The 26,244-nt window shown below is 69.8% G+C and carries 23 protein-coding genes; 12 read left to right on the top strand and 11 right to left on the bottom strand.

Annotated elements, in window-relative coordinates; all coding sequences use genetic code 11:
- Nucleotides 1–45: 45 nt before the first annotated feature.
- A complete protein-coding gene (locus AC1VVG_RS13850) occupies nucleotides 46–1,422 on the bottom strand; it encodes a nucleobase:cation symporter-2 family protein (protein ID WP_034190516.1) in 1,377 nt (458 codons plus the stop codon).
- A gap of 439 nt (nucleotides 1,423–1,861) precedes the next feature.
- Between AC1VVG_RS13850 and AC1VVG_RS13845 the strand changes: the two genes are divergently transcribed.
- The 3 genes from AC1VVG_RS13845 to fghA all read left to right on the top strand — a co-directional run bounded on the left by AC1VVG_RS13845 (nucleotide 1,862) and on the right by fghA (nucleotide 5,525).
- Nucleotides 1,862–3,328: a xylulokinase gene (locus AC1VVG_RS13845; RefSeq protein ID WP_482835764.1), complete on the top strand. Its 1,467-nt coding sequence runs from the start codon at nucleotides 1,862–1,864 to the stop codon at nucleotides 3,326–3,328.
- Nucleotides 3,329–3,553: 225 nt separating this feature from the next.
- Nucleotides 3,554–4,660, top strand: a complete 1,107-nt coding sequence (locus tag AC1VVG_RS13840; RefSeq protein WP_006483756.1) for an S-(hydroxymethyl)glutathione dehydrogenase/class III alcohol dehydrogenase — start codon at nucleotides 3,554–3,556, stop codon at nucleotides 4,658–4,660.
- Between the two features lie 16 nt (nucleotides 4,661–4,676).
- Nucleotides 4,677–5,525, top strand: coding sequence for an S-formylglutathione hydrolase (gene fghA / locus AC1VVG_RS13835; protein ID WP_034190518.1), 849 nt, complete (start codon nucleotides 4,677–4,679; stop codon nucleotides 5,523–5,525).
- A gap of 113 nt (nucleotides 5,526–5,638) precedes the next feature.
- On the opposite strand, the gene AC1VVG_RS13830 is transcribed toward fghA, so the two are convergent.
- The 4 genes from AC1VVG_RS13830 to AC1VVG_RS13815 are packed head-to-tail and all read right to left on the bottom strand — an operon-like array spanning nucleotide 5,639 to nucleotide 8,747.
- Entirely contained in the window at nucleotides 5,639–6,421 is a 783-nt protein-coding gene (locus AC1VVG_RS13830; RefSeq protein WP_034190519.1) for a metal ABC transporter permease, read from the bottom strand.
- Nucleotides 6,414–7,298 carry an ABC transporter ATP-binding protein gene (locus AC1VVG_RS13825; RefSeq protein ID WP_049033512.1) on the bottom strand — a complete coding sequence of 295 codons (885 nt, stop codon included), beginning with the start codon at nucleotides 7,296–7,298 and terminating at the stop codon, nucleotides 6,414–6,416. Before AC1VVG_RS13825 ends, AC1VVG_RS13830 begins: the two co-directional genes overlap by 8 nt.
- Nucleotides 7,299–7,312: 14 nt before the next feature.
- On the bottom strand, nucleotides 7,313–8,239 hold the full coding sequence (locus AC1VVG_RS13820) for a metal ABC transporter solute-binding protein (protein ID WP_049033514.1): 927 nt from the start codon (nucleotides 8,237–8,239) through the stop codon (nucleotides 7,313–7,315).
- Between the two features lie 46 nt (nucleotides 8,240–8,285).
- Nucleotides 8,286–8,747 (bottom strand): Fur family transcriptional regulator, encoded by a 462-nt coding sequence (locus tag AC1VVG_RS13815; RefSeq protein WP_011546084.1) that lies wholly within the window; start codon nucleotides 8,745–8,747, stop codon nucleotides 8,286–8,288.
- A gap of 330 nt (nucleotides 8,748–9,077) precedes the next feature.
- On the opposite strand from AC1VVG_RS13815, the gene AC1VVG_RS13810 reads away from it, so the two are divergent.
- The 8 genes from AC1VVG_RS13810 (at nucleotide 9,078) to AC1VVG_RS13775 (ending at nucleotide 17,421) form a co-directional block, all read left to right on the top strand.
- Nucleotides 9,078–9,854, top strand: a complete 777-nt coding sequence (locus AC1VVG_RS13810; protein ID WP_034190522.1) for an L-iditol 2-dehydrogenase — start codon at nucleotides 9,078–9,080, stop codon at nucleotides 9,852–9,854.
- A 78-nt stretch (nucleotides 9,855–9,932) separates the two neighbouring features.
- The gene (locus AC1VVG_RS13805; protein ID WP_034190523.1) at nucleotides 9,933–10,889 is read left to right on the top strand and encodes a sugar kinase; all 957 of its coding nucleotides are present in this window, start codon (nucleotides 9,933–9,935) and stop codon (nucleotides 10,887–10,889) included.
- Nucleotides 10,877–12,238 carry a D-tagatose-bisphosphate aldolase, class II, non-catalytic subunit gene (locus AC1VVG_RS13800; protein WP_482835763.1) on the top strand — a complete coding sequence of 454 codons (1,362 nt, stop codon included), beginning with the start codon at nucleotides 10,877–10,879 and terminating at the stop codon, nucleotides 12,236–12,238. Before AC1VVG_RS13805 ends, AC1VVG_RS13800 begins: the two co-directional genes overlap by 13 nt.
- Before the next feature lie 68 nt (nucleotides 12,239–12,306).
- Nucleotides 12,307–13,632, top strand: a complete 1,326-nt coding sequence (locus AC1VVG_RS13795) for an ABC transporter substrate-binding protein (RefSeq protein ID WP_034190525.1) — start codon at nucleotides 12,307–12,309, stop codon at nucleotides 13,630–13,632.
- 112 nt (nucleotides 13,633–13,744) lie between these two features.
- Entirely contained in the window at nucleotides 13,745–14,698 is a 954-nt protein-coding gene (locus AC1VVG_RS13790) for a carbohydrate ABC transporter permease (RefSeq protein ID WP_006496497.1), read from the top strand.
- Nucleotides 14,695–15,546 (top strand): carbohydrate ABC transporter permease, encoded by an 852-nt coding sequence (locus AC1VVG_RS13785; protein ID WP_034190527.1) that lies wholly within the window; start codon nucleotides 14,695–14,697, stop codon nucleotides 15,544–15,546. Before AC1VVG_RS13790 ends, AC1VVG_RS13785 begins: the two co-directional genes overlap by 4 nt.
- The gene (locus tag AC1VVG_RS13780) at nucleotides 15,543–16,256 is read left to right on the top strand and encodes an HAD family hydrolase (RefSeq protein WP_124609878.1); all 714 of its coding nucleotides are present in this window, start codon (nucleotides 15,543–15,545) and stop codon (nucleotides 16,254–16,256) included. Before AC1VVG_RS13785 ends, AC1VVG_RS13780 begins: the two co-directional genes overlap by 4 nt.
- Before the next feature lie 55 nt (nucleotides 16,257–16,311).
- Entirely contained in the window at nucleotides 16,312–17,421 is a 1,110-nt protein-coding gene (locus tag AC1VVG_RS13775) for an ABC transporter ATP-binding protein (protein WP_034190529.1), read from the top strand.
- A 19-nt stretch (nucleotides 17,422–17,440) separates the two neighbouring features.
- Here the strand turns inward: AC1VVG_RS13775 and AC1VVG_RS13770 are convergent, their stop codons facing one another.
- Nucleotides 17,441–18,325, bottom strand: a complete 885-nt coding sequence (locus tag AC1VVG_RS13770) for a LysR family transcriptional regulator (protein WP_301742173.1) — start codon at nucleotides 18,323–18,325, stop codon at nucleotides 17,441–17,443.
- 163 nt (nucleotides 18,326–18,488) lie between these two features.
- Here AC1VVG_RS13770 and AC1VVG_RS13765 point away from each other — a divergent pair, with 163 nt between their 5' ends.
- Complete coding sequence (locus AC1VVG_RS13765; RefSeq protein ID WP_482835762.1) at nucleotides 18,489–19,700, top strand: MFS transporter; 1,212 nt, start codon at nucleotides 18,489–18,491, stop codon at nucleotides 19,698–19,700.
- A 19-nt stretch (nucleotides 19,701–19,719) separates the two neighbouring features.
- On the opposite strand, the gene AC1VVG_RS13760 is transcribed toward AC1VVG_RS13765, so the two are convergent.
- The 5 genes from AC1VVG_RS13760 to kynU form a co-directional block, all read right to left on the bottom strand.
- Nucleotides 19,720–20,733: a sugar-binding transcriptional regulator gene (locus AC1VVG_RS13760; RefSeq protein WP_080287921.1), complete on the bottom strand. Its 1,014-nt coding sequence runs from the start codon at nucleotides 20,731–20,733 to the stop codon at nucleotides 19,720–19,722.
- Between the two features lie 47 nt (nucleotides 20,734–20,780).
- A complete protein-coding gene (gene xylB, locus AC1VVG_RS13755; protein ID WP_367189879.1) occupies nucleotides 20,781–22,262 on the bottom strand; it encodes a xylulokinase in 1,482 nt (493 codons plus the stop codon).
- A gap of 83 nt (nucleotides 22,263–22,345) precedes the next feature.
- The gene (gene dalD / locus AC1VVG_RS13750; protein WP_482835761.1) at nucleotides 22,346–23,740 is read right to left on the bottom strand and encodes a D-arabinitol 4-dehydrogenase; all 1,395 of its coding nucleotides are present in this window, start codon (nucleotides 23,738–23,740) and stop codon (nucleotides 22,346–22,348) included.
- Nucleotides 23,741–23,997: 257 nt separating this feature from the next.
- Nucleotides 23,998–24,921 (bottom strand): tryptophan 2,3-dioxygenase, encoded by a 924-nt coding sequence (gene kynA, locus AC1VVG_RS13745; protein ID WP_034190535.1) that lies wholly within the window; start codon nucleotides 24,919–24,921, stop codon nucleotides 23,998–24,000.
- Nucleotides 24,922–24,989: 68 nt separating this feature from the next.
- Nucleotides 24,990–26,243, bottom strand: coding sequence for a kynureninase (gene kynU / locus AC1VVG_RS13740; RefSeq protein WP_482835760.1), 1,254 nt, complete (start codon nucleotides 26,241–26,243; stop codon nucleotides 24,990–24,992).
- Between the last annotated feature and the right edge of the window lies 1 nt (nucleotide 26,244).

The following is a 26,244-nucleotide window of genomic DNA, read 5'->3' as shown; positions in this document are numbered from 1 at the left end:
GGCGTTTTGCGTTATCGCGTCGCGCCGTCGTCCGGCGCGGGGCGATCAGTGGTGCACGTCGGCGGGACGTCCGTCGAAGTCGTGTCCGGCGCGGCGGATCTCGCAGCGCGCATCCTTCTCGCCTTTCACGCCGTTGAACACGATGTTCAGGATCACGGCCGATGCCGACGCCAGCAGGATGCCGCTGTGCAGGATCGGCGCGAGCGCGGGCGGCAGCTTCGAGAAGAAGTGCGGCGACACGACCGGCACGAGGCCCATGCCGACGCTCACGGCGACGATGAACAGGTTGTGCGCGTTGTTCACGAAGTCGACCTTGGACAGTACCTTGATGCCGTTCGCGGCCACCATCCCGAACATCACGATGCCCGCGCCGCCGAGCACGAACGGCGGCACCGACGCGACGACCTGCGCCATCTTCGGGAACAGGCCGAGCAGCACGAGGATCACGCCGCCCGTCGCACACACGAACCGGCTCTTCACGCCCGTCACGCCGATCAGGCCGACGTTCTGCGAGAACGACGTATGCGGGAACGAGTTGAAGATGCCGCCGATCAGCGTGCCGAGGCCGTCGACGCGCAGGCCGCGCACCAGGCGCTCCTGGTTGACCGGGCGGTCGACCATGTCGCCGACCGCGAGGAACATGCCGGTCGATTCGATGAACGTGACGAACATCACCGTGACCATCGTCACGATCGACAGCGGGTCGAAGTGCGGCAGGCCGAAGTGGAACGGCATCACGAAGCCGACCCACGGCGCGTGTGCGACGCCGTCGGTATTCACGCGGCCGATCGCGAACGCGATCGCGAAGCCGGCGACGATGCCGAGCAGCACCGAGATGTTCGCGACGAAGCCGCGGCCGTACTTGTTGATCAGCAGGATCAGCGTCAACACGAGCAGCGACAGGCCGAGATAGACCGGGCTGCCGTACTCCGGGTTGCCGACGCCGCCGGCCGCCCAGTTGATGCCGACTTCCATCAGCGACAGCCCGATCACCGCGATCACGGTGCCGACGACCACCGGCGGGAAGAACCGCAACAGCTTGCCGATCATCGGCGCGAGCACGATGCCGATGATGCCGGCCGCGATCGTCGAACCGAAGATGTCGAGAATGCCGAGGCCGGGGTTCGTGCCGATCGCGATCATCGGGCCGACCGCCGCGAACGTGCAGCCCATGATGACGGGCAGGCGGATCCCGAAGATCCACAGGCCCAGCGTCTGGATCAGCGTGGCGATACCGCACGAAAACAGGTCGGCGCTGATCAGGAACGCGATCTGGTCTTTCGGCAGCTTGAGTGCGGCGCCAACGATAAGCGGCACGGCAACGGCGCCGGCGTACATGACGAGGACGTGCTGCAGGCCAAGCGTTACCAGCTTGCCGGTCGGCAGCACCTCATCGCACGGATGGACCGTGTTCGATTGCATCTGTCTCACTCCATGATCTTGTTTTCGGGGTGATACGAAGTTATGCGGAATGAATCCACGCAACAAGAGCGCTGGGTACTATTCCGTTCTTTGCTGGTTCGATATGCCGTTTCGGCATGGAGCAGGGTGTCGATCATCGGGAAACTGCCGCAGGAGTGAGGTTCCCCGGTTTTATAGCCCTTCAAAATAGCGCTGACCCCCGTGCCAAATATGCGCTGCTTTATGGTCTGTATCGGGCGGGCCGCATAGTGGCAAAAAGGACCGATGCAAATTCGTGCCGGGTTAACCCGCGAACGCCCGCTTTTGCGTGCGGGTTGCGGCCCGGTGAAACCGGTCGGCCGGCCGCATGTCCGGCGCGCCGGCGTGGCGGCAAAAGCCGGGGCGCACATCGCGATCCCGTTATCATCGACATCCGTTCATTCGAATTCGCCTACCCGTCATGCGCCTGCTCGGAATCGACCTCGGCACCGGCTCCATCAAACTCGTCACGCTCGATGCAGATGGCGTCGAGCGGGCAGTCGCGAGCGAACCTTATGCGCTGTCGTCGCCGCAGCCCGGCTGGGCCGAGATCGCGCCCGATACGTGGTGGCAGGCGCTCGTGCGCGCGGCCGCGCGGCTGCCGGCCGGCGAGCGTGCGCAGGTCGCGGCGATCGGCTTCTCGGGCCAGATGCACGGCGTCGTGCTGATCGACGCGGCCGGACAACCGGTGCGGCCCGCGCTGCTGTGGCCCGACACGCGCGCGGCGCGCGAAGCGGACGCGGCTGGCTGGCCCGTCACCGGAGTGCCCGTCGCCGGATTGCCCGTCGCTCCGAACCCCGTCGCGCCCGGCATGGCCGGCCCGCTGCTGCGCTGGCTGGCCGCGCACGAACCCGATGCGCTGCGCGCCGCCCGTCGGGCCGTGCAGCCGAAGGACTGGCTGCGCATCGCGCTGGGCGGCGACGTCGCGGCCGACCCGAGCGACGCGTGCGCGACCGCGCTCGCGACGCCCGATGGCGCGTGGGATCGGGCATTGATCGAGGCGCTCGGCTTGCCGGCCGACTGCTTCGCGCCGGTGCGCGCGTCGACCGCGCGCGGCGGTACGCTCGGCGCGCAGGCCGCCGCGGCGCTCGGCCTGCCCGCCGGCGTGCCGCTGGCGACGGGCGCGGCCGACACGGCGTGCGCGGCGCTCGGCAGCGGATTGGTTGCCGCGGGCGACGCGCTGCTGACGACCGGCAGCGGCGGCCAGATCGTCGTGCTCGCGGATACGCTGCCGCCCGCGCGGCGCGGGCTGCACCGCTATCGCACCGCGGCCGGCGGCGGCTACTACACGATGGCCGCGATGCAGAACGTCGGGCTCGCGCTCGAAGCCGTTCGCGGCTGGCTGGGTTATGCGGGATGGACCGACGCGTATGACGATGCATTCGCGCGGCCGGCGTCCGAACGGCTGTGCTTCCTGCCGTACCTGACGGGCGAGCGTTCGCCGTGGATGAACCCCGACGCGCGCGGCGGCTGGCTCGGCCTCGGGCTCGGCGACACGCGTGGCGCGATGATGCGCGCGGCGTTCGAAGGCGTCGCGTTCGCGTTGCGTGCGGGGCTCGATGCGATCCGCGATGCCGACCGCCGCGACCCGGTGACGACGCTGCGTCTCGCGGGCGGCGGCTCGGTCGATCCGCGCTGGCGCCAGCTGCTCGCCGACGCGCTCGGCGCGTCGCTGCACGCGATCGACTGCCCGAATGCCGCGACGCGCGGTGCGGCGCTGCTCGCGGGCGTCGCGATCGGGCACTGGCGGGAAGACGCGTTGCGCGCGCTGGCGCCCGCCGCGTCGCCCGTCGCCGCGCCGCGCGAGGACCGCTCGCTGGCCGCGCGTCACGCGCGCTTCATCGATCTGTACGCGCGCACGGATGCATGGTTCACGACGGGCGTTTAAACTCGAACACTTGTTCTTTTGCGTCAGCCATGACGCATCGTGGCAAGCCGACGACCGTTTCCCGCACGCGGTGCGTGCCGGGAGCGGCGATCATGGCGAGCACGGGATTCCGTTGCGGTGCCGCGCACGATGCCGCGCGGCACGGCTTCGACAGCTTTGCATGGAACCCGGCGGGCGCCGCAGCGCGCACCCGGGCCGACCTCACAGACAGACAGGAGTGACACGATGAAAACGAAAGCCGCGATTGCATGGAAGGCGGGTGCGCCGCTGACGATCGAGGAAGTCGATCTCGAAGGGCCGCGCGCCGGCGAAGTGCTGATCGAGGTGAAGGCCACCGGCATCTGCCACACCGACTACTACACGCTGTCGGGCGCCGATCCGGAAGGGATCTTCCCCGCGATCCTCGGCCATGAAGGCGCGGGCGTGGTGGTCGACGTCGGCCCCGGCGTCGGCACCGTGCGCAAGGGCGATCACGTGATTCCGCTCTATACGCCCGAATGCCGCGAGTGCAAGTTCTGCCTGTCGCGCAAGACCAACCTGTGCCAGAAGATCCGCGCGACGCAGGGCAAGGGCCTGATGCCCGACGCGACGTCGCGCTTCTCGCTCGACGGCAAGCCGCTGTTCCACTACATGGGGACGTCGACGTTCTCGAACTACATCGTCGTGCCGGAAATCGCGGTGGCGAAGGTGCGCGAGGACGCGCCGTTCGACAAGATCTGCTACATCGGCTGCGGCGTGACGACGGGCGTCGGCGCGGTCGTGTACTCGGCGAAGGTCGAGGCGGGGGCGAACGTCGTCGTGTTCGGTCTCGGCGGGATCGGCCTGAACGTGATCCAGGGCGCGAAGATGGTCGGCGCGGACAAGATCATCGGCGTCGACATCAACCCGAAGCGCGTGGAGCTCGCGAAGAAGTTCGGGATGACGCACTTCATCAACCCGAACGAAGTCGAGAACGTCGTCGACCACATCGTGCAGCTGACCGACGGCGGCGCCGACTACTCGTTCGAATGCGTGGGCAACGTGAAGCTGATGCGCCAGGCGCTCGAGTGCACGCACAAGGGCTGGGGCCAGTCGTTCATCATCGGCGTGGCCGCGGCGGGCGAGGAAATCAGCACGCGTCCGTTCCAGCTGGTGACGGGCCGCGAGTGGAAGGGCTCGGCGTTCGGCGGCGCGCGCGGCCGCACCGACGTGCCGAAGATCGTCGACTGGTACATGGAAGGCAAGATCAACATCGACGACCTGATCACGCATACGCTGCCGCTCGAGCGGATCAACGAAGGTTTCGACCTGATGAAGGCCGGCGAGTCGATCCGTTCGGTCGTGCTGTACTGAGCGGGAGCGCACCGTCATGCTCGAACTCGTTTCCTCGCATGCGTGCCACGGCGGCGAGCAGCGCTTCTACCGTCACGATTCGGCGGCCATCGGCCTGCCGATGAAGTTCTCGGTGTACCTGCCGCCGCAGGCGGCGCACGGCCGCGTGCCGGCGCTGTTCTACCTCGCGGGCCTCACGTGTACCGACGAGACGTTCGCGATCAAGGGCGGCGCGCAGCAGTACGCGGCGCAGCACGGCATCGCGCTCGTGATGCCCGATACGAGCCCGCGCGGCGCGGGCGTGCCGGGCGAGACCGATGCGTGGGATTTCGGCGTCGGCGCGGGCTTCTACGTCGATGCGACCGAGGCGCCGTGGTCCGCGCATTACCGGATGGAGTCGTACGTGACGGGCGAGCTGCGCGCGCTCGTCGCGGCCGAGCTGCCGATCGACGGCGCGCGGCTCGGGATCTTCGGCCACTCGATGGGCGGGCACGGCGCGCTGACGCTCGCATTGCGCCATCCGGGCCTGTACCGGTCGGTGTCGGCGTTCGCGCCGATCGCCGCGCCGACGCGCTGCCCGTGGGGCGAAAAGGCGTTCTCGGGCTACCTCGGCGACGATCGCGACGCCTGGAAGGCGCACGATGCGAGCGAGCTCGTCGCGCGCGCCGATGCGCCGAAGTTCGCGGAAGGCATCCTCGTCGACCAGGGGCTGGCCGATCAATTCCTCGCGAACCAGCTGAATCCCGACGTGTTCGAGGCCGCCTGCGCGAAGGCCGGCCAGCCGCTGACGCTGCGCCGTCATCCGGGCTACGACCACGGCTACTACTTCATCTCGACGTTCATCGCTGATCACATTGCGCATCATGCGCGTGTGCTGGTTGGGTGAGCGGAGAGGGAAGCCGGTCGCGCACGGGGCGCGCCGCACGAATTCGCGGGCAATAAAAAACGCCGGCGCTGCCTTCGGGCACGCCGGCGTTTTGATTTCGCGTCGGGCGGCGGTCAGTTGCGCCGCAACAGGCTCGCGCCGTACACGAGCGCCGACAGCGCGGTGATCCAGAAGCTCGTCGGCCAGTCGGTGTGATACGCGAGCACGATGCCGGCCCACGCCTCGAACAGTGCGAACAGCGCGGCGAGCAGCACGCCCGTCGACAAGCGCGTCGACACGTTCTGCGCGGCCGCGGCCGGCCCGACCAGCAGCGTGAACACGAGCAGCACGCCGACGATCTGCGTCGCCGCGGCCACCGCGAGCGCGCACACCGCGAGGAACAGCATCGACACCGTGCGCAGCGACACGCCCTTCGCTTCGGCCAGCTCGGGCTGCAGCGACGCGAACAGCAGCGGGCGCGCGATCAGCGCGAGCGCGGCGAGGCTCACCGCGCCGATGCCCGCGAGCACCGCGAGCGTGTCGTGGCTGACCGCGAGCACGTTGCCGAACAGCAGCGCGGTGACCTGCGTCGCGAACGACGTATAGAAATGCAGGAACAGCAAGCCGAAGCCGAGCGCGCCCGACAGGATCACGCCGATCGCGACGTCGCGGCCCGCGAGCTTTTCGCCGAGCGCGCCCATCCCGATCCCGGCCGCGAGCGTGAAGCCGACCATTCCCCAGATCGGCGAGATGCCGAGCAGCACCGCGCCGGTCGCGCCGGTGAAGCCGACGTGCGACAGCGCGTGGCCGGCGAAGGTCTGCCCGCGCAGCACCAGGAAGTAGCCGACGATGCCCGCGAGCACCGCGACGATCCCCGACGCCGCGAAGGCGTTGATCATGAAGTCGTAGTCAAACATCGTGCGAATGCCCGGGATGGGCGTGTCCGTGGTGGTGGTGGCCGTGGCCGCCGCCGTGCGAGTGGCCGTCGTCGTCCTCGTGTTCGTGGTCGTGCTTCTCGATCTCGACGTCGCCCGACATCACGAAGATCTTGCCGTTCACGCGCATCACGTCGATCGGCGACCCGTAGAGCCGCGACAGCACGGGCTTCGTGATCACCTCGTCGACGGTGCCGAGCGCCGCGACGCCGTTGCCGAGATACAGCACGCGATCGAGCGCGTTCAGCAGCGGATTCAGTTCGTGCGCGGAGAACAGCACGGTGATGCCGAGCTCGCGCTGCACGGTGCGCACGAGCTCGACGACGCCGCGCTGGTGGTTCGGGTCGAGGCTGATCAGCGGCTCGTCGAGCAGCAGCAGCTTCGGATTGCCGAGCAGGCATTGCGCGAGCAGCAGGCGCTGCCGTTCGCCGCCCGACAGCTCGGACAGCGGCCGGCGCGCGAGCGTCGGGCCGCCGACGAGATCGAGCACGCGGTCGACGTCGCGGCGCGTGGCCGCGTTCGTGTGCGGCAGCCCCCAGCGGTGGCCGTCGGCGGCCATCGCGACGAAGTCGTAGCCGCGCATCCGGCGGTTCGCGAGGCCGCTCCTGATCTGCGGCATGTAGCCGATCGACGGGTTGCCGCGCACGACCGGCACGCCGCCGACGGACAGCGTGCCGGCCGACACGGGCACGAGCCCGAGCACCGCGCGCATCAGCGTCGTCTTGCCCGCGCCGTTCGGCCCGAGCACGCCGACGAATTCGCCGGGCTCGATCGAGAAGCTGACGTCGCGCAGGATCGTGCGTCCGCCCAGTTCGAGCGTGACGCGATCGACGGCGAGTGCATGGGGAGTGGCGGTCATGTCGTTACGGTCGTTTATGGCTTGCCGGCGGAAAGCGCGGCGCCGAGCGCGTCGAGCTGGCCGGCCATCCATTGCTGGAAGGTCTTGCCGGCCGGCTGCGTCTCGGTGACGCTGACGGTCGGCACGCCGCCGTCGCGCGCGATCTTCAGCATGCGTTTGGTCATCGGTTCTTCGGCCTGGCTGTTGTAGATCAGCACGCGCACCTGCTTCTTGCGCAGGTCGTTCTCGAACGCGGCGACGTCCTGCGCGCTGGCCTCGGTGTCGTTCATCGTCGCGAGCTGGAACCGCTGGTTGCGCATGTCGAGACCGATCGCGTCGGACATGTAGCCGAATACCGGCTCGGTGGCCGTCACGGGCACGCCCTTGTACTTCGCGCGCAGCGCGGCGACCTGGTCGTCGACGGGCTTCAGCGACGCGACGAACTTCTGCAGGTTCGCATCGTATTCGGCCTTGTGCGCCGGATCGGCACGGCCGAGCTCGGCGGCGATCGCGCGCGCGGCGGCGGGCATCGTCGCCGGGTCGTACCACAGGTGCGGGTTGTCGCCGGCCTTCTTGCCGACGAGGTCGGCGACGACGATCGTCGCGCGCTTCGCCTGTTTCGACGCACCAAGCAGCTTGGCCATCCACGGGTCGTAGTCGGCGCCGTTGTAGATCACGACCTGCGCGTGCTGCAGCGCGCGAGCCGTCTTCGGGCTCGCTTCGAACAGGTGCGGATCCTGGTCGGGATTGCTGAGGATGCTCGTGACCGCGACGCGGCTGCCGCCGATCTGCGTCGCGACGTCGCCGTAGAAATTCTCGGCGGCGACGACGTTGACGGTCGCGGCCTGCGCGAACGCGGGCGCCGCGAGCGACAGCGCGGCGAGCGTGGCGAACGCGGCGGCGACGCGGCGAACAGGCGACAGGGCACGCCGCGGCGTGCGGCGCTTCAGGGCAATGGACATGGAACTCCTCGTTGGAAGGGCGGCGCGTGCGCCGCGCGATTCGGCGTCAGCGCTGCGCGGGCTTGCGCTTGCAGTGTCCGCACAGGCCGCTCAGCTCGACGACCTGGTGGTGAACTTCGAAACCGTGCGCGGGTTCGCTCGCGGACAACTGCTTCGCGAGGTCGCCGCCGGGAATCTCGACGGTGTCGCCGCACGAATCGCAGATCAGAAACTGGCCTTCGTGCGGCACGCCGATCTCGCAGCATGCGAAGAACGCGTTCTTCGATTCGATCCGGTGGATGAAGCCGTGCTCGACGAGGAAATCCAGCGCGCGATAGACGGTCGTCGGCGGCACGCGGCCGCGTTGCGGTTCGAGTTCGGCGAGCAGGTCGTACGCGCCGATCGGGCGCTGCGCGGCCAGCACGCGCTCGTAGACCTGGCGGCGCAGCGGCGTCCACGCGAGCCCGTGCTCGGCGGCGAATGCGTCGGCCCGGGACAGCCGGGCGTCAATGGACGATGAGGTAGCCATGGCGTAAAGCAGGGCGATGAAACACAGTATCGCGATGATATAACGTATCGTCGCGCCGTGCAGCGTGAATTCCCCGTTTCCTGCCTCGCTCCGTCCCCTTCACCGTCGATCCCACTGCGCCGCACCGCGTGCGCGGCGCCTTGCCGGGCGTGCGCGACGGGCCGCCGTCGTGCGCGGTTGTGCCGCAGCGCGTCATAGAAAGCCGTCGCGTCGCCTTGACAGCGTGAATCGCGTATCCGATCATTCGATCACAAACAGAGCAATTGATCGGTTTGCGAGCGTTCGCTCACCTCGCGACCGTCGTACAGCAGAACAAACCGGAGACAGCCAGTGAGACTGGAAGACAAGGTCGCGATCCTGACGGGCGCCGCAAGCGGCATCGGCGAGGCGGTCGCGCAACGCTATCTGGACGAGGGCGCGCGCTGCGTGCTGGTCGATCTGAAGCCCGCCGGCGGCTCGCTCGCGCGGTTGATCGAGGCGAACCCCGGCCGCGCGGTGGCCGTCACCGCGGACGTCACGCGCCGCGACGACATCGAGCGGATCGTCGCCACGGCGGTCGAGCGCTTCGGCGGCGTCGACATCCTGTTCAACAATGCGGCGCTGTTCGACATGCGGCCGCTCCTCGACGAATCGTGGGACGTGTTCGACCGGTTGTTCTCGGTCAACGTGAAGGGGCTGTTCTTCCTGATGCAGGCCGTCGCGCAGCGAATGGTCGAGCAGGGCCGCGGCGGCAAGATCGTCAACATGTCGTCGCAGGCCGGCCGTCGCGGCGAGGCACTCGTTTCGCACTACTGCGCGACCAAGGCCGCGGTGATCAGCTATACGCAGTCGGCCGCGCTCGCGCTCGCGCCGCACCGGATCAACGTGAACGGGATTGCGCCGGGCGTGGTGGACACGCCGATGTGGGAGCAGGTCGATGCGCTGTTCGCGCGCTACGAGAACCGGCCGCTCGGCGAGAAGAAGCGGCTCGTCGGCGAAGCCGTGCCGCTCGGCCGCATGGGCGTGCCGGGCGACCTGACGGGCGCCGCGCTGTTCCTCGCATCGGCCGACGCCGATTACGTCACCGCCCAGACGCTGAACGTCGACGGCGGCAACTGGATGAGCTGACGTGATGTCGCTCGCACGCGCAACCTGCCGGCCGGCCCGCGACGACGCGGCCGCGGTCGGACGAGGAGGGCACGCCTGATGGCCGAGATCGTCGTGGCCGGCGAACTGCTCGCCGAATTCGTCGCCGCCGAGCGCGGCCAGGGCTTCGATACGCCGGGCCTGTTCGCGGGGCCGTTCCCGAGCGGCGCGCCGGCGATCTTCGCCGACCAGGCCGCGCGGCTCGGCGCGCGCGTCGCGTATGCGGGCTGCGTCGGCCGCGACGCGTTCGGCGACGCGATCGTCGCGCGGCTCGAACGCGACGGCGTCGAGGTCGCGCGCATCCGCCGCGTCGCGCGCCCGACCGGCACCGCGTTCGTCGCGTATCGCGACGACGGCTCGCGCAGCTTCGTCTTCACGCTGTCCACCAGCGCGGCCGCGTGCGTCGATGCGTCCGACGTCGATGCCGCGATGTTCGACGGCTGCCGTTACTTCCACGTGATGGGCTCGTCGCTGACGAGCGAATCGGCGATCGCGGCCGTGCAGCGCGGCGTGATCGAGGCCGCGCGCGCCGGCGCGAAGGTGTCGTTCGATCCGAACGTGCGCCCCGAGATGCTGAGCTTTCGCCCGATGCGCGCGGCGCTCGACGAGATGCTCGCCGCGTGCCACCTGTTCCTGCCGAGCGAGGCCGACCTGCCGTTCTTCTGCGGGCCGCAACCGGCCGAGCGCGCGATCGCGGGCCTGCTCGCCACGCACCCGTTGCTCGAGCGCGTCGTGCTGAAGCGCGGCGCGCAAGGCAGCGTCGCGTTCGATCGCGCGAACCGCGTCGACGCGCCGGCCTTTCCGGTCGACGAAGTCGACCCGACCGGTGCCGGTGACTGCTTCGGCGGCACGCTCGTCGCGAGCCTCGTCGCGGGCGTGCCGATCGATGCCGCGTTGCGCCGCGCGAACGCGGCCGGCGCGATCGCGGTGACGCGGCGCGGCCCGATGGAGGGCAACAGCGACGCGGCCGAGATCGACCGTTTCCTGACCGAACGAGGTATCGCATGTCCGGCCTGACGACCCTTGCCGACCGTCCGCGCACCGCGCACGCGGACGCGGTGCTGCGGATGATCTTCGACGCGAACCGCGCCGACGCGCAGCGCGGCATCTATTCGATCTGCAGCGCGCACCGGCTCGTGCTGGAGGCCGCGTGCGAAGCCGCGCGCGCGGACGGCTCGCCGCTCCTGATCGAGGCGACCTGCAACCAGGTGAACCATCTCGGCGGCTATACGGGCATGACGCCCGCCGATTTTCGCCGCGACGTCGATGCGATCGCCGCGCGTTGCGGGCTCGCGCCGTCGGCGCTCGTGCTCGGCGGCGACCATCTCGGCCCGAACCCGTGGCGGCACCGCCGCGCGGCCGACGCGATGCGCGAGGCGGTCGCGATGGTCGCCGCGTATGTCGAAGCCGGCTTCGAGAAGATCCACCTCGATGCGAGCATGGCGTGCGCGGACGATCCGGTGCGGCTCGACGATCGCACGATCGCCGCGCGCGCGGCCGAGCTGTGCCGCGCGGCGGAAGACGCGGCGGCGCGTGCCGGTCTCGCGCCCGTCTACGTGATCGGCACCGAGGTGCCGACGCCGGGCGGCGAAGTGAGCGGCGGCGCGAACGAAGCGGACGATGCGGCGATCGCGCGGATCTCGGTCACGCGCAGCGACAGCGTCGCGGCGACGCTCGACGCGCACCGCCGCGCGTTCGCGGCGGCCGGGCTCGACGACGCATGGACACGCGTGGTCGCGGTCGTCGCGCAGCCGGGCGTCGACTTCGACGATCGCCACGTGCTCGACTACGACAGCGCGAAGGCGGCGTCGCTCGGCGCGAGTATCCTGCAGACACCGCGCCTCGTGTTCGAGGCGCACTCGACCGATTACCAGACCGAAGGCGCGCTCGCCGCGCTCGTGCGCGACCACTTCGCGGTGCTGAAGGTCGGCCCGGCGCTGACGTTCGCGCTGCGCGAGGCGCTGTTCGCGCTGACGTTCATCGAGGAGGCACTGATCGACGACGTCGCGCAGCGCTCGCGGCTGCGGGAGGTCGTCGACGCCGCGATGCGCGCGCAGCCCGAGCACTGGGTGCCGTACTACCGCGGCGACGAGGCCGAGCAGCGGCTCGCGCGCCAGTTCAGCTACAGCGACCGGATCCGCTACTACTGGCTGCAGCCGGCCGTCGCGGCCGCGGTCGAGCAGCTGTTCGGCAACCTCGCGCGGCAGCCGGTGCCGGAGACGCTCGTCGCGCAGTGGCTGCCGGACGTCTATGCGGCGTGCCGCGCGGGCGGCCTCGCGCAGGAGCCGCGCGCCTGGGTGCGCCACCGGATACGCGACGTGATCGCGCACTATGCGCGCGCGTGCGGGATGCAGCGGCCGGCATGACGGGCCGCGAAGGAAACGACGCAACACGCAACACCGACGACACTTCGAACAAACACAGGAGACATGCCATGCAACGAAAGATGCTCGACGCCGCCGCACGCTGCCTTGCCGGAGCCGCGCTCGCGACGGCGGCCTGCGCCGCGTCCGCCGGCACGCTGACGATCGCGACGCTGAACAACCCCGACATGATCGAGCTGAAGAAGCTGTCGCCGGCGTTCGAGAAGGCGAACCCCGACATCAAGCTGAACTGGGTGATCCTCGAGGAGAACGTGCTGCGCCAGCGCGCGACGACCGACATCACGACCGGCAGCGGCCAGTTCGACGTGATGGCGATCGGCACCTACGAGACGCCGCAGTGGGGCAAGCGCGGCTGGCTCGCGCCGATCACCGGGCTGCCCGCCGACTACGACCTGAACGACATCGTGAAGACCGCGCGCGACAGCCTGTCGTACAACGGCCAGCTCTACGCGCTGCCGTTCTACGTCGAAAGCTCGATGACGTTCTACCGCAAGGACCTGTTCGCGGCGAAGGGGCTGAAGATGCCCGACCAGCCGACCTACGACCAGATCGCCGAATTCGCGGACAAGCTCACCGACAAGGCGAAGGGCACCTACGGGATCTGCCTGCGCGGCAAGGCCGGCTGGGGCGAGAACATGGCGTACGTGTCGACGGTGGTGAACACGTTCGGCGGGCGCTGGTTCGACGAGAACTGGAACGCGCAGCTCACGTCGCCCGAATGGAAGAAGGCGATCTCGTTCTACGTGAACCTGCTGAAGAAGGACGGCCCGCCGGGAGCGAGCTCGAACGGCTTCAACGAGAACCTGACGCTGACCGCCTCGGGCAAGTGCGCGATGTGGATCGACGCGACGGTCGCGGCCGGCATGCTCTACAACAAGCAGCAGTCGCAGGTGGCCGACAAGATCGGTTTCGCGGCCGCGCCGGTGGCCGCCACGCCGAAGGGTTCGCACTGGCTGTGGGCATGGGCGCTGGCCGTGCCGAAGACGTCGAAGCAGCAGGACGCCGCGCGCAAGTTCATCGCGTGGGCGACGTCGAAGCAGTACATCGAGATGGTCGGCAAGGACGAGGGCTGGGCATCGGTGCCGCCGGGCACGCGCGCGTCGACGTACCAGCGCCCCGAGTACAAGGCCGCCGCGCCGTTCTCCGACTTCGTGCTGAAGGCGATCGAGACGGCCGACCCGAACGATCCGTCGCTTAAGAAGGTGCCGTACACGGGCGTGCAGTACGTCGGGATTCCTGAATTCCAGTCGTTCGGCACGGTGGTCGGCCAGTCGATCGCGGGCGCGGTCGCGGGCCAGATGACGGTCGACCAGGCGCTCGCCGCCGGGCAGGCCGCCGCCGACCGCGCGGTGCGGCAGGCCGGCTACAAGAAGTAACGCGCCGGCAGTCACGCGGCCCGCGGCGTGCGCCGTTGCACACCGCGGGCTGGCGAAGCCGAAAGGCGGGCAGGCCGTTCGCGCCCGCGCATCAACCGGAGGGACTCCGATCATGCGTCACCTGCGTCTTCCCCTGAGTCACGCCCACGCGCCGTCGGTCGGCGACGCGTCGTCGCCGCCGGGCGCGCCGCGCCGTGCGCGCGGCGGCGCGAGCTGGCTCGTGTCGCCGTCCGTCGCGGTGCTGCTGCTGTGGATGTCGATTCCGCTCGCGATGACGATCTGGTATTCGTTCTCGCGCTACAACCTGCTGAACCCGGACGTGAAAGGTTTTGCCGGGTTCGACAACTACCGCTTCCTCGCGACCGATCCGTCGTTCCTGCCCGCGATCTGGCACACGCTCGTGCTGATCGGCGCGGTGCTCGCGATCACGGTGGTCGGCGGCGTGCTGATGGCCGTGCTGTTCGACCGCAAGTTCTACGGGCAGGGCGTCGCGCGGCTGCTCGCGATCGCGCCGTTCTTCGTGATGCCGACGGTCTCCGCGCTGATCTGGAAGAACATGATCCTGCACCCGGTGTACGGGCTCGTCGCGAACGCGATGCGCGCGCTCGGGATGACGCCGATCGACTGGTTCGCCGACTACCCGCTCACCGCGGTGATCATCATCGTCGCGTGGCAGTGGCTGCCGTTCGCGTTCCTGATCCTGTTCACCGCGATCCAGTCGCTCGACCAGGAGCAGAAGGAAGCCGCGCGCATCGACGGCGCGGGCCCGATCGCGATGTTCTTCTACATCACGCTGCCGCACCTGAAGCGTGCGATCGCCGTGGTCGTGATGATGGAGACGATCTTCCTGCTGTCGATCTTCGCGGAAATCTATACGACGACGGGCGGCGGCCCGGGCGACGCGACGACCAACCTGTCCTACCTGATCTACGCGCTGGGCCTGCAGCAGTTCGACGTCGGCCTCGCGTCCGCGGGCGGCATCATCGCCGTGGTGGTCGCGAACGTCGTGTCGTTCTTCCTCGTGCGGATGCTCGCGCGCAACCTGAAGGGAGAGTACGAGAAATGAGCGACCTGACCTTCGAAGGCCGGCGCGGGCCGGCCGTGTTCGACCTCGTGCGGCGCGCGTTGCCCGGCACGCTCGCGTGGCTGATCGCGCTGCTGCTGTTCTTCCCGATCTTCTGGATGGCGATCACCGCGTTCAAGACCGAGCAGCAGGCCTACGCGTCGACGCTGTTCTTCATGCCGACGCTCGACAGCTTCCGCGAGGTGTTCGCGCGCAGCAACTACTTCGCGTTCGCGTGGAATTCGGTGCTGATCTCTGCCGGCGTCACGGTGATCTCGCTGCTGTTCGCGGTGCCGGCCGCCTACGCGATGGCGTTCTTTCCGAACCATCGCACGCAGAAGGTGCTGCTGTGGATGCTGTCGACGAAGATGATGCCGTCGGTCGGCGTGCTCGTGCCGATCTATCTGCTGTGGAAGAACGCGGGGCTGCTCGATACGGTATCGGGGCTCGTGATCGTCTACACGCTGATCAACCTGCCGATCGCGGTGTGGATGACCTTCACGTACTTCAACGAAATCCCGAAGGACATCCTGGAGGCCGGGCGCATCGACGGCGCGTCGACGTGGCAGGAGATCGTCTACCTGCTGATGCCGATGGCGCTGCCGGGGCTCGCGTCCACCGCGCTGCTGCTCGTGATCCTGTCGTGGAACGAGGCGTTCTGGAGCATCAACCTGTCGAGTTCGAACGCCGCGCCGCTGACGGTGTTCATCGCGTCGTACTCGAGCCCCGAAGGGTTGTTCTGGGCGAAGCTGTCCGCCGCTTCCCTGCTCGCGGTCGCGCCGATCCTGATCGTCGGCTGGCTGTCGCAGAAGCAGCTCGTGCGCGGGCTCACGTTCGGGGCGGTCAAATGAGCGCGGCCGGCGAGGGGGCTGCCGGCCACGGCGCGAACGTCCTGATCTGCGATTGCGACGGCGTGCTGATCGACAGCGAGGCCGTGGCCGCCGACGTGATCGTGCGCGAACTCGATGCGCGCTGGCCGGGCGTCGACGCGCGGCCGGCCGTGATGCCGCTGCTCGGGCTGCGCATCGAGCGCGTGCTGGCCGGTGCCGGCGAGGCCGTCGGCCGCACGCTGTCGGCCGCCGACGTCGACGCGATCCGCCGCGCGGTCGAGGCGGCGGCCGTCAATGCGCCGATGGTCGACGGCATCGACACCGCGCTGGCCGCGATCCCGTTGACGACGGCCTGCGCGAGCAACAGCTACCGCGCATACGTCGAGGCGGCGCTCGCGCGCACGGGCCTCGCGCGCTTCTTCGGCGACCGGCTGTTCTGCGCGGATGCCGTCGCGCGGCCCAAGCCCGCGCCCGACGTGTACCTCGCGGCCGCGCACTCGCTCGGCGCGGCGCCCGCGCACTGCCTCGTGGTCGAGGACAGCGTGACGGGCATCACCGCGGCGGCCGCGGCCGGCATGACCGTGCTCGGCTTCGTCGGCGGCGGGCACGCGTCGGCGGCCCAGATCGACGCGCTGCGCGGGATCGGCGCGCGTCACGTATTCGACGACATGCACGAGTTGCCCGGCTACGTCGCGCGCTGGCAGGCGACGGGCGCGGTGCTGCCGAACTAGCAACGATTGCGCGCCGCCGGCGAGGCGGCGCATCACGAACGAACGGAGACAGATCATGGCAAGCGTGCTCCTGCGCAACATCGCGAAGCGCTACGACGACACCGAAGTGCTGCGCAACGTCAACCTCGACATCGCCGACGGCGAATTCGTCGTGTTCGTCGGGCCGAGCGGCTGCGGCAAATCCACGCTGATGCGGATGATCGCGGGCCTCGAGGATATTTCGAACGGCGACCTGCTGATCGACGGCGCGAAGGTCAACGACGTGCCGAGCGCGAAGCGCGGCATCGCGATGGTGTTCCAGTCGTATGCGCTGTACCCGCACATGACGCTGTACGACAACATGGCGTTCGGCCTGAAGCTCGCGGGCGCGAAGAAGCCCGAGATCGACCAGGCCGTGAAGCAGGCCGCGAAGATCCTGCACATCGATCACCTGCTCGACCGCAAGCCGAAGCAGCTGTCGGGCGGCCAGCGGCAGCGCGTCGCGATCGGCCGCGCGATCACGCGCAAGCCCAAGGTGTTCCTGTTCGACGAACCGCTGTCGAACCTCGACGCCGCCTTGCGCGTGAAGATGCGGCTGGAATTCGCGCGGCTGCACGACGAGCTGAAGACGACGATGATCTACGTGACGCACGACCAGGTCGAGGCGATGACGCTCGCGGACAAGATCGTCGTGCTGTCGGGCGGCGCGGTGCAGCAGGTCGGCACGCCGAACACGTTGTATCACGCGCCGGCGAACCAGTTCGTCGCGGGCTTCATCGGCTCGCCGAAGATGAACTTCCTGAAGGGCACGGTCGAATCGGCCGACGCGGGCGGCGTGCTCGTGCGCTTCGACAGCGGCGAGACGCAGCGCGTGGCGGTGGACGCGAGCGCGCTGCAGCGCGGCGCCGCGGTGACCGTCGGCGTGCGGCCCGAGCACCTGCTGGTCGACGCCGCCGCGGACGGGGTGGCCGCGCGGACGATGGCGGTCGAGTCGCTCGGCGATGCCGCCTATCTGTATGCGGAGTCGGCCGCCGCGCCGGACGGGCTGATCGCGCGGATTCCGCCGCTCGACACGTACCGCACCGGCGAGGCGCTGCGCGTGCATGCGCAGGCCGAGCACTGCCACCTGTTCGACGAGCAAGGCCACGCGTTCCGTCGGCTGAGCGCGCACGCGAAGGCCGCGTGACGACCGGCGGCCGCGCCGCTCAGATGCGCAGGTGGTCGGCCAGGTAGTCGACGAACGCGCGCAGCTTCGGCGTCGGGTGCCGGCCCGACGGCCACAGCACGTGGAACGGCGTGCGGCTCGCGACGTGCTCGTCGAGCACCGTGCGCAGCGTGCCGTCGGCCAGCGCGTCGTGCACGAAGAACTCCGGCAGGCACGCGATGCCGTGCCCACGCAGCACGAAGCACAGGCGCGCTTCCGCGCTGTTGCTGACCATCGTGACCGGCACCTCGGGCGGCGGGCCGTGACGCGGCACGCGCAGCGGCCAGGTCTGGAGCCGGCCGCTGCTCGGGAAGCGGTAGTGCAGGCAGCGGTGACGCGCGAGATCGGCCGGCGTGCGCGGCGTGCCGTGCCGGTCGAGATAGGCGGGCGACGCGACGAGGTGCTGGCGGAAATGGCCGAGCAGCCGCGACGACAGCCGCGAGTCCGACGGCTGGCCGGTGCGCAGCACCGCGTCGAATCCTTCGTCGACGACGTCGACGAGCCGGTCGCTGAAATCGATGTCGAGCTCGATCTCCGGATACGCGGCCATGAAATCGGCGAGCACCGGCAGCAGCAGCGTGCCGATCGTCGGCAGGCTCACGCGCAGCCGCCCGCGCGGCGCTTCGGCACTGTGCGTCAGTTCCTGTTCGGCCGCGTCGAGCTCGGCGATCACGCGCCGGCACCGTTCGAGAAAACGCGCGCCTTCGGCCGTCAGCGTGATGCTGCGCGTGCTGCGGTGAAAGAGCCGCACGTTCAGGCGCGCCTCGAGCCGCGCGATGCGCTTGCCGATCGCCGATGCCGACAGCCCGAGCGCGCGGCCGGCCGCGACGAAGCTGCGCGTTTCCGCGACCTGAACGAACACGACGAAGCCGCCCAGATTTTCCATGCCGGTTCCCGATTGCGGACATCGATGTCCGGATTGTCCGGAACTCTACCCCGGTTTTTCTTCCCGCGCCGGCTCCCTACGATGGGCGTTCCTTCACCGTTCGAGGTCACGCCATGTCATTCCTGCCTGTCACCGCCCGTCGCGTCGAAACCGGGAGCGCGTCATGAGCGATTGCCCGTCGATGGACAGCCGCGTTGCCGGCCTGCCGGCACAGGCGGCCGAACGCCTGCCGGTCGCGAACCTGCTGGCGCTCGCCACCGCCGCCTTCATCACGGTCCTCACCGAAGCGCTGCCGGCCGGCCTGCTGCCGTTGATGAGCGCCGACCTGCGCGTGCCCGAGGCGCTGATCGGCCAGCTCGTGACCGTGTATGCGCTCGGCTCGATCGTCGCGGCGATCCCGCTTGTCGCCGCGACGCGCGCGATGCGCCGGCGCCGCCTGCTGCTCGCGGCGCTCGCCGGCTTCGTCGTGTCGAACGCGCTGACGGCCGTGTCGCCGTACTACGCGCTCACGCTCGTGGCGCGCTTCGTCGCCGGCATGGCGGCGGGGCTGCTGTGGGCGCTGCTGGCCGGCTACGCGAGCCGGATGGTCGATGCGTCGCTGCGCGGCCGTGCGATCGCGGTGGCGATGCTCGGCGCGCCGGTCGCGATGTCGGTCGGCATTCCGGCCGGTACCGCGCTGGGCGCGGCGCTCGGCTGGCGCGTCGCGTTCGCGCTGATCACGCTGGCGGCGCTCGCGTTGATCGGCTGGATCCGCCTGCGCGTGCCCGATTACGCGGGGCAGCCCGCCGGCGTGCGCGAGCCCGTGCTTGGCGTGATGATGCTGCCCGGCGTGCGGCCGGTGCTGACCGTGATGTTCGCGTACGTGCTCGCGCACAACATGCTGTACACGTATGTCGCGCCGTTCCTGGCAGGGGTGCGGATGGGCACGCAGGTCGATGTGGTGCTGTTCGTGTTCGGCCTCGCGTCGCTGGCGGGCATCGCGCTGACGGGCGCATGGATCGGCGCCGCGCAACGACGGCTGACGCTCGCCAGCATCGCGCTGTTCGCGCTCGCGGCGCTGATGCTCGGCGCCGGGTCCGGGATGGCGATCGTCTATGCGGGCGTCGCGCTGTGGGGGCTCGCGTTCGGCGGCGCGCCGACGCTGTTCCAGACGGCCGCCGCGAACGCGGCGGGGGAATCGGCCGACGTCGCGCAGTCGATGCTCGTGACGGTGTGGAACCTCGCGATCGCCGGCGGCGGCATCGCGGGCGGGATGCTGCTCGGCGCGACGGGCGCCGGCGCGATTCCGTGGGTGCTCGTCGCGCTGCTGGCGGCCGCGTGGATCGGCGCGTGGCGCGCGCGCCGGCACGCGTTCCCGGCGCCGCGCGCGGCCTGAGCGGGCGGCACCGGCGGCGTCAGGCCGCCTTCGCGGCGAGCGCGGCGCGCGCGCAGGTTTCGTCGGTGACGAGCCCCGACAGCCAGCCGCCGCGCAGCGCGGCGATCACCGCGTCATGTTTCTTCGGGCCGCCGGCGAACGCGATCGTCGGCAGCTTCGGCGGCGTCGCGAGCGCGACGCTCGTCACGCGCGCGCTGGTCGACACCGTGATCTGCGTACCCTGCGCGTCGATCGGCACGCCGAGCAGCTCGGCCACCGCGCCGAGCGCGGTCATCTCGTCGCGTTCCTGTTCGGTGATGAAGCCGTCTTCGTAGAGCGGGCAGTGCGGCCCGATGTTGCCGATCCCGACGAACGCGACGTCGGCCTGGCCCGACAGCGCCTCGACGATCCGGTACAGCCGGTGATTGCACCACTGCGCGCGCTCGGCGTCGCTGTCGGCGAACAGTGGCGCGGGCAGCAGGAAATGCTTGCTGCCGGTTTTCTCGGAGATGTACTGCGCGACGTCGTAGCGGTTCGACGAACCGTCGGCCGCGATCGCGCCGACCATCGACACGAGCCGGTGCTGCGGGCGGTCGATCTGCGCGATCTGCGCGACCGCGGCCTTTAGCGTGCGGCCGCTGCTGACCGCGATCACCATCGGCCGCGTTTCGTTCAGGTAGCGCTCCATTACCTGCGCGCCGGCGACCGCGAGCTTGCGGTCGATCGCGTCGGGCGCATCGGCATCGACGGGCACGACTTCGCACATCGCGAGGCCGTAGCGTTTCGACAGCTGCGCGCCGAGATCGAGGCAGTCGGCGAGCCGGTGATCGACGCGCACGCGGATCAGGTTCTTCTCGACCGCGAACGCGACGAGGCGCTGCGCGACCGGGCGCGAGACCTGCAGCTTCTCGGCGATTTCGTTCTGCGTGTCGCCCGCGACGTAGTAGAGCCACGCGGCACGGGTGGCGAGATCGAGTTTTTCTGAGGACTTGGACACGATAGCGATTCGGTTTGGATCAGGGGGCCGCCCCGCGGGCCGGCCGGCAGGCCGCACGACGGCGTCCACTGTAACGCATGTCGTGCGCCGCCCCGCGGTCGCGCCTACGCGAGCCGCGTGCGCGACGGTTCGTACAGCGGTTGCACGTGACGGTACAGCGAGCGGAATGCGTCGAGGCGTTCGCGCAGCCGTGCATGGCGGGCGGCGTCCGGCGCGTATTCGGCACGCACCGGCGGCTTGGTCAGCACCGTGTGCGGATCGCCGCCGACGGCCAGCCAGCCGAGCCGCGCCGCACCGAGCGCCGCGCCCGTTTCGCCGCCGCCGATCTGGCGCGTGCGCACGTTCAGCGCGTCGGCGAGCAATTGCGCCCAGAACGCGCTGCGCGCGCCGCCGCCGATCAGCGACAGCTGGTCGGTTTCGACGCCGGCCGCATGCAATGCGTCCAGGCCGTCGGCGAGGCCGAGCGTCACGCCTTCGAGCACCGCGTAGCCGAGATGCGCGCGCTCGGTCGCATGCGTCATGCCGAAGAACACGCCCTGCGCATACGGGTCGTTGTGCGGCGTGCGTTCGCCGGACAGGTAGGGCAGGAACAGCGGCGCCGTCGCGAGCGCGTCGGCGTCGAGCGCTTCGACTTCGGCGAGCAGCGCGGGCTCGTCGGTGCCCGTCAGCTTGCAGACCCAGCGCAGGCAGCTCGCGGCCGACAGCACGACGCTCATCAATTGCCAGCGATCGGGAATCGCGTGGCAGAACGCATGGACGGCGGACGCGGGGTTCGGCATGAAACGGTCGCCGACCACGCTCAGTACGCCCGACGTGCCGAGCGACACGAAGCCGTCGCCCGCGTGGATCGCGCCGATGCCGAGCGCGCTCGTCGCGTTGTCGCCGCCGCCGCCCGCGACCACGACAGCCTCCGACAGCCCGAGCGTGCGTGCGACGTCCGCGCGCAGCGTGCCGGACGGCGCGTTGCCCTCGACGATGCGCGGCATCTGGTCGCGCGTCATGTCGCAGGCGGCGAGCAATGCGTCGGACCAGTCGCGGCGCGCGACGTCGAGCCACAGCGTGCCGGCCGCGTCCGACGGGTCGGACACTTTCGCGCCGGTCATCCGGAACCGCAGGTAGTCCTTCGGCATCAGCACGCACGCGGTGGCGGCGAACACGTCGGGTTCGTGCTTCGCGACCCACAGCAGTTTCGGTGCGGTGAAGCCCGGCATCGCGAGATTGCCGGCCAGTGCATGGAGATCGGGCGCGCGCTCGGTGAGCAGCGCGCATTCGTCGGCGCTGCGCATGTCGTTCCACAGGATCGCCGGGCGCAGCACGCGATCGTCGCGGCCGAGCAGCACGGCGCCGTGCATCTGCCCCGACAGGCCGATGCCGCGCACCTGCGCGAACGCGTGCGGGTGCCGCTCGCGCAACGTGGCGAGCGCGGCGAGCGTGCCTTGCCACCAGTCGTCAGGATGCTGTTCCGCCCAGCGCGGATGCGGCCGCGACACGGTGAACGGCGTGCCGGCCGTGCCGACGACCGTGCCGTCGGGGGCCAGCAGCAATACCTTCACTTCCGAGGTGCCGAGGTCGATGCCGAGATACATGAGCGATCCGTTCCGTCAGTGGGGAGTCGCTACTTTAGCCGCGCGGCAGCGCACGTGCCAAGGCAGGTTCGCCCGGATGCGCGTCAGCGCTGCGCCAGCCATGCGTCGACCCGCGCGAGCGCGCCGCGCAGTGCCTCGAACAGCGCCGCGTTGCCGGCGAGCGAGCCCCACAGCGCGCGGCTCGCGCCCAGCGCGACGACCGGGTCGTCGGCTTCGGCGATCGCCCGCGCGGCGCCGTCGTCCATCACGCCGTCCTGGTACGCATACGGCAGCAGGCCGCGCGCCCAGCGTTCGAGAAAGCGCAGGAACAACGCGGGCAGCACCGCGGTGGCCACCGGCGCCGCGCCGCGTGCGAACGATTCGACGAGCGTCGGCGCGATGAAGCCGGGGATCTTCGAGAAGCCGTCGGCCGCGACGCGCTGGTTGGTGTCGAGCACGTACGGGTTGCCGAAGCGTTCGAGCACGACGTCGCGGTAGCGCGCGAGATCGAGCGGGCTCGGGCTCAGGCACGGGATCACGTCCTGCGTCACGTAGTCGTGCGCGAAGCGGCGGATCGCCGCGTCGTGCGTGCCTTCGTGAATGTAGGTGTAGCCCGCGAGCGTGCCGGCCCACGCGATGCAGCTGTGCGTCGCGTTGAGGATGCGGATCTTCGCTTCCTCGTACGGGTGCACATCGTCGACGAGTTCGGCGCCGGCCAGTTCCCAGCGCGGCCGGCCGGCCGCGAAGCGGTCCTCGATCACCCACTGGATGAACGATTCGCCCATCACCGGGCACGCATCGTCGATGCCGGTGGCCGCGCGCACGCGTTCGCGCACGTCGGCGGTCGGGCGCGGCGTGATGCGGTCGACCATCGCGCTCGGCGTCGCGACGTGCGCGTCGAACCACGCGAGAAGGGCCGTTTCGCCGCGCCGTTCGAGAAATTCGCGCATCCCCGCGCGAAAGCGCGCGCCGTTGTTGCGCAGGTTGTCGCAGCTCTGCAGCGTGAGCGGGCCCGCGCCGCGCTTCACGCGTTCGGCGAGCAGCGTCGCGAGCGCGCCGTACAGCGTCGTGCGCGCGCCCTGCAGGTCGGCCGCCAGATCGGCGTTCGCGACGTCGAGCCGGTTGTGTTCGTCGAGGTAGTAGCCGCCTTCGGTGACGGTGAACGACACGATCCGGCAGGCCGGATCGGCGCCGGCGTCGACCAGCGCGGCGAGGTCGATCGACCACGGCAGCACGCGCGTGATCGCGCGGATCGTCTCGTACGCGCGCTCGCCTTGCGGCGTGACGGTTTCGAGCGTGTAGGCGCCGTGCTGTGCGGCGAGCGCGTCCATCGTCGCGCGCATGTCGTCGCGGATGTTGCCGACGGTCAGCGACCAGCGTTCGTCGGCCGGGACGGCCGCGTTCACGCGATGCAGATACCACGCCTGGTGCGCGCGGTGAAACGAGCCAGCGCCGATGTGCAGCAGCACGGGCGCGCGGGCGGAGGGCGATTCGCTCATCCGTTGTCTCCTGTTCGTGCCAGTCTTCTCAGTCGAATACGATCATTTGCTCTTTATGTGAGCGAATGATCGTATTCGGGCGAGCGAAAGTCAAGGCGGGGAAACGGCATTTCGATGGTGCACTGCGGCGGCTCGGGCACGGCGCGGGAGCCGCGCGCGCAAAGGGCCGGATGGGAAAGCGGTGTCGGCGGCGTGCGGCCGCATGAAGGCAGGGGGGCGGCCCGCACGTCGTCGTGACGGCGGGCGCATGACGGGCGTTACAGCGTGGTGCGCACGTGCCAGAGTTCGGGGAACAGCACGACGTCGAGCATCTTGCGCAGGTACGGCGCGCCGCTCGTGCCGCCCGTGCCCTGCTTGAAGCCGATGATGCGCTCGACCGTCGTCACGTGACGGAAGCGCCACTGGCGGAACGCATCCTCGAGATCGACGAGTTCCTCGGCCATCTCGTACAGCTCCCAGTGCTGCTGCGGGTGGCGATACACCTCGAGCCATGCGGCTTCGACCGTCTCGTCGTGCCGTGTCGGCTGCGTCCAGTCGCGATCGAGCCGTTGCGCCGCGATCGGGAACCCGCGCCGCGCGAGCAGGCGCACGACTTCGTCGTAGAACGACGGCGCTTCGAGCGTCGCGCGCACCTGTTCGAGGAGGTCGGGCCGGTGCGCATGCGGCTGCAGCATCTGCGCGTTCTTGTTGCCGAGCAGAAATTCGAGCTGGCGATACTGGTACGACTGGAAGCCCGACGACTGGCCGAGGTACGGGCGCATCGCCGAGTATTCGGACGGCGTCATCGTCGACAGCACGTTCCACGCCTGCACCAGTTGCTCGAGGATGCGCGACACGCGCGCGAGCATCTTGAACGCGGGCGGCAGCGCGTCGGTGCGCACCGCGTCGAGCGCGCCGCGCAGCTCGAACAGCGCGAGCTTCATCCACAGCTCGCTCGTCTGATGCTGGATGATGAACAGCATCTCGTTGTGATCGGGCGACAGCGGATGTTGCGCATCGAGGATCGAATTCAGCGACAGGTAGTCGCCATAGCTCATCGACTTCGAGAAATCGAGTTGCGCGTTGTGCCAGCCGGCATCGCCGGGCACGTGCGGCGCTTCGTGCGCGGCCGGTGCCGGTTGGGGGGCGCGTGCGCCCGAGAACGGGCAACCCGCCGGCGCATCGCCCCCGGGTGGCTGCATATGACCAGAATTCACGACTCTCTCCAGATTTGAATGACGAACGCGCGGCGCGCGCCGGGTAATGACGGTCAGGTCACCGCGCCGCGTTCGGCGAACTCGGGCGCCTTCCACGCGTCGGTGGCGAGGATGTCGCGCAGCGTTTCGACGGCGTCCCACACGTCGGCGAAGCGCGTATAGAGCGGCGTGAAGCCGAAGCGCAGCACGTACGGCTCGCGGTAGTCGCCGATCACGCCGCGCGCGATCAGCGCCTGCATCACTTCGTAGCCGTGCGGATGTTCGAAGCTCGCCTGCGAGCCGCGCTGGTGATGCGCGCGCGGCGTGACGAGCTTCAGCGACAAGCCCGCGCAGCGTGCTTCGACGAGCGCGATGAACGCATCGGTCAGCGCGAGCGACTTGCGGCGGATCGCCTGCATGTCGGTCTGCAGGAACACGTCGAGCCCGCATTCGACCATCGACATCGACACGATCGGCTGCGTGCCGCACAGGAAGCGCGCGATGCCCGGATCGGGCGCGAAGCCCGGCTGCATCGCGAACGGCGCGCGGTGGCCCCACCAGCCGGACAGCGGCTGCGAGAAATGCGCGTGATGGCGCTGCGGCACCCACACGAACGCGGGCGAGCCCGGGCCGCCGTTCAGGTACTTGTACGTGCAGCCGACCGCGCCGTCCGCGCGCGCGCCGTTCAGGTCGACCGGCACCGCGCCGGCCGAGTGCGCGAGATCCCACAGCATCAGCGCGCCCGCGTCGTGCACGAGCTGCGTGACGGCCGGCATGTCGTGCATGTAGCCGGTGCGGTAGTTCACGTGCGTGATCATCGCGACGGCCGTGTCCGCGCCGAGCGCGGCGGGCAGGTCGGCCGGATCGTCGATCAGGCGCAGCTCGTAAGCGCCGCCGAGCTGTTCGATCAGCCCCTGCGCGATATACAGGTCGGTCGGGAAGTTCGAGCGCTCCGACACGATCACGCGGCGTTCGGGCGCGCGCCCGGCCTGGTGGCGCAGCATCGCCGACAGCAGCTTGAACAGGTTGATCGAGATGGTATCGGTGACGACCGTTTCGCCGGGCGCGCCGCCGATCAGCGTCGCGAGCTTGTCGCCGAGACGGCGCGGCAGCGCGAACCAGCCGGCCGTGTTCCAGCTGCGGATCAGGCCTTCGCCCCATTCGGCGCCGATCACCTGCTGCGCACGCGCGGCCGACGTGCGGGGCTGCGCGCCGAGCGAGTTGCCGTCGAGGTAGATCACGCCGTCGGGCAGCGAGAACTGGTCGCGCAGCGGGGCAAGCGGGTCGTCGCGGTCGAGCGCGAGCGCGTCTTCACGGGTCTTGATCATG

This window comes from Burkholderia sp. L-4 (genome assembly GCF_056856535.1).
The sequence above is the reverse complement of the archived record's forward strand: the minus strand, read 5'-3'. Positions and strand labels throughout refer to the sequence as shown.

Excerpts from the sequence above, each read along its gene's own strand:
- AC1VVG_RS13850 (WP_034190516.1), bottom strand. The coding sequence starts at position 1,422 with ATGCAATCGAACACGGTCCATCCGTGCGATGAGGTGCTGCCGACCGGC.
- AC1VVG_RS13845 (WP_482835764.1), top strand. The coding sequence starts at position 1,862 with ATGCGCCTGCTCGGAATCGACCTCGGCACCGGCTCCATCAAACTCGTC.
- AC1VVG_RS13840 (WP_006483756.1), top strand. The coding sequence starts at position 3,554 with ATGAAAACGAAAGCCGCGATTGCATGGAAGGCGGGTGCGCCGCTGACG.
- fghA (WP_034190518.1), top strand. The coding sequence starts at position 4,677 with ATGCTCGAACTCGTTTCCTCGCATGCGTGCCACGGCGGCGAGCAGCGC.
- AC1VVG_RS13830 (WP_034190519.1), bottom strand. The coding sequence starts at position 6,421 with ATGTTTGACTACGACTTCATGATCAACGCCTTCGCGGCGTCGGGGATC.
- AC1VVG_RS13825 (WP_049033512.1), bottom strand. The coding sequence starts at position 7,298 with ATGACCGCCACTCCCCATGCACTCGCCGTCGATCGCGTCACGCTCGAA.
- AC1VVG_RS13820 (WP_049033514.1), bottom strand. The coding sequence starts at position 8,239 with ATGTCCATTGCCCTGAAGCGCCGCACGCCGCGGCGTGCCCTGTCGCCT.
- AC1VVG_RS13815 (WP_011546084.1), bottom strand. The coding sequence starts at position 8,747 with ATGGCTACCTCATCGTCCATTGACGCCCGGCTGTCCCGGGCCGACGCA.
- AC1VVG_RS13805 (WP_034190523.1), top strand. The coding sequence starts at position 9,933 with ATGGCCGAGATCGTCGTGGCCGGCGAACTGCTCGCCGAATTCGTCGCC.
- AC1VVG_RS13800 (WP_482835763.1), top strand. The coding sequence starts at position 10,877 with ATGTCCGGCCTGACGACCCTTGCCGACCGTCCGCGCACCGCGCACGCG.
- AC1VVG_RS13795 (WP_034190525.1), top strand. The coding sequence starts at position 12,307 with ATGCAACGAAAGATGCTCGACGCCGCCGCACGCTGCCTTGCCGGAGCC.
- AC1VVG_RS13790 (WP_006496497.1), top strand. The coding sequence starts at position 13,745 with ATGCGTCACCTGCGTCTTCCCCTGAGTCACGCCCACGCGCCGTCGGTC.
- AC1VVG_RS13785 (WP_034190527.1), top strand. The coding sequence starts at position 14,695 with ATGAGCGACCTGACCTTCGAAGGCCGGCGCGGGCCGGCCGTGTTCGAC.
- AC1VVG_RS13780 (WP_124609878.1), top strand. The coding sequence starts at position 15,543 with ATGAGCGCGGCCGGCGAGGGGGCTGCCGGCCACGGCGCGAACGTCCTG.
- AC1VVG_RS13775 (WP_034190529.1), top strand. The coding sequence starts at position 16,312 with ATGGCAAGCGTGCTCCTGCGCAACATCGCGAAGCGCTACGACGACACC.
- AC1VVG_RS13770 (WP_301742173.1), bottom strand. The coding sequence starts at position 18,325 with ATGGAAAATCTGGGCGGCTTCGTCGTGTTCGTTCAGGTCGCGGAAACG.
- AC1VVG_RS13765 (WP_482835762.1), top strand. The coding sequence starts at position 18,489 with ATGAGCGATTGCCCGTCGATGGACAGCCGCGTTGCCGGCCTGCCGGCA.
- xylB (WP_367189879.1), bottom strand. The coding sequence starts at position 22,262 with ATGTATCTCGGCATCGACCTCGGCACCTCGGAAGTGAAGGTATTGCTG.
- dalD (WP_482835761.1), bottom strand. The coding sequence starts at position 23,740 with ATGAGCGAATCGCCCTCCGCCCGCGCGCCCGTGCTGCTGCACATCGGC.
- kynA (WP_034190535.1), bottom strand. The coding sequence starts at position 24,921 with ATGCAGCCACCCGGGGGCGATGCGCCGGCGGGTTGCCCGTTCTCGGGC.
- kynU (WP_482835760.1), bottom strand. The coding sequence starts at position 26,243 with ATGATCAAGACCCGTGAAGACGCGCTCGCGCTCGACCGCGACGACCCG.